2 pseudogenes are annotated in these 1,212 nt (G+C 64.1%); one reads left to right on the top strand and one right to left on the bottom strand.

Features of this window, described 5'->3' with window-relative positions:
- Positions 1-44: 44 nt before the first annotated feature.
- A pseudogene (locus tag OC446_RS30415) lies at positions 45-794 on the top strand (transposase); the annotation flags it as partial.
- 95 nt (positions 795-889) lie between these two features.
- Here OC446_RS30415 and OC446_RS30410 read toward each other — a convergent pair.
- Positions 890-1,212: pseudogene (locus OC446_RS30410) on the bottom strand (DDE-type integrase/transposase/recombinase); the annotation flags it as partial.

Here is a 1,212-nt window from a genome sequence, read left to right as displayed (position 1 = left end):
GCAGGGTCAGAATTGGATGCTGATCGAGGGTCAAACTTGGAAGCCGATTGACACTGTCGGAGCAGATCCTGCCGGACGATGAGCGCTCTGCCATTGAGCGGCATCTGCGGGAATTCGATCGACTGGTGGAAGATCTCCGGGTCATCGAGCGGGATCTCGCGCGCTCCGCTCTGGCTGACGAGAGCGTCGCGCGCCTGATGACCATCCCCGGCATCGACATGGTGGTGGCGCTCGCGTTGGCGGCCGCCATCGGCGATATCCAGCGCTTCGAGGCCCCCGAGAAGCTGGTCAGTTATCTGGGGCTGAACCCGAGTGTGCGCCAGTCCGGCCCTGGGCCAGCCCATCACGGTCGGATCACCAAGCAGGGACGTGGGCATGCCCGGGGCATGCTGGTCGAGGCCGCCTGGGCTGCGGCCCGAGCCCCTGGTCCCCTGCGGGCGTTCTTCCTCCGGGTGAGCAGCCGACGCGGCCAGCATGTGGCGGCGGTGGCAACGGCCCGCAAGCTGGCCGTCCTCATCTGGCATCTTTTGCGCAAGGGCGAGAGCTATCTGTGGGCCCGCCCGGCGCTGCATGCCAAGAAGATGCGCGAGCTCGAACTCAAGGCGGGCTATCCGGCTGCCCGGGGCCAGAAAGGAGCAGCTCACGCCTACAATCTCAAGAGCCATCGTGATCAGGAGCGACGCTGGGTTGAGCAGGCCGAGGCGGCTTACACCCGGATCGTGGCAGGCTGGAACCCTCGTGGCCCGAGATCGGGAAGGGTGCGCACGGGCGCTCTAAAGGAGGAGCGACGATAAAGGCTGCGCGGCAGGGTTTGCACCTCAAGCCCTGCTTTTTGCCACAGAGTCACCCCTGCGCGAGAGGAGAATACACCAAGATGATGTAAAAAGCTCTTGTCGATTACATCAGTCGTCCAGGGATGATTGATCTTGGTGAAGCGGTGCTCGATGCCGTTCTCGCGGCAGCGCATGTCGAACATGGGCGTGATGTAGCGGGCGGTCGGGCCGTCGGCGTAGCGCGGCGGCAGCCGGAACTGGATGCCGTTGTCGGTGAGCACCGTGTGGATCTTGTAGGGCACGGCCGCAATCAGAGCGACCAGGAAGGCTGAGGCGGTGACCCGGTTGGCCTTCTCCACCAGCTGCGCAAAGGCGAACTTGCTGGTGCGGTCGATGGCCACAAACAGATAGAGCTTTCCTTGGGCGGTCTGCACTTCAG

It is taken from the genome of Microvirga sp. Mcv34 (assembly GCF_024519725.1).
Lineage (GTDB): Bacteria > Pseudomonadota > Alphaproteobacteria > Rhizobiales > Beijerinckiaceae > Microvirga.
Note: the sequence above shows the minus strand (reverse complement) of the source record. Positions and strands in the feature narration are given on the sequence as shown.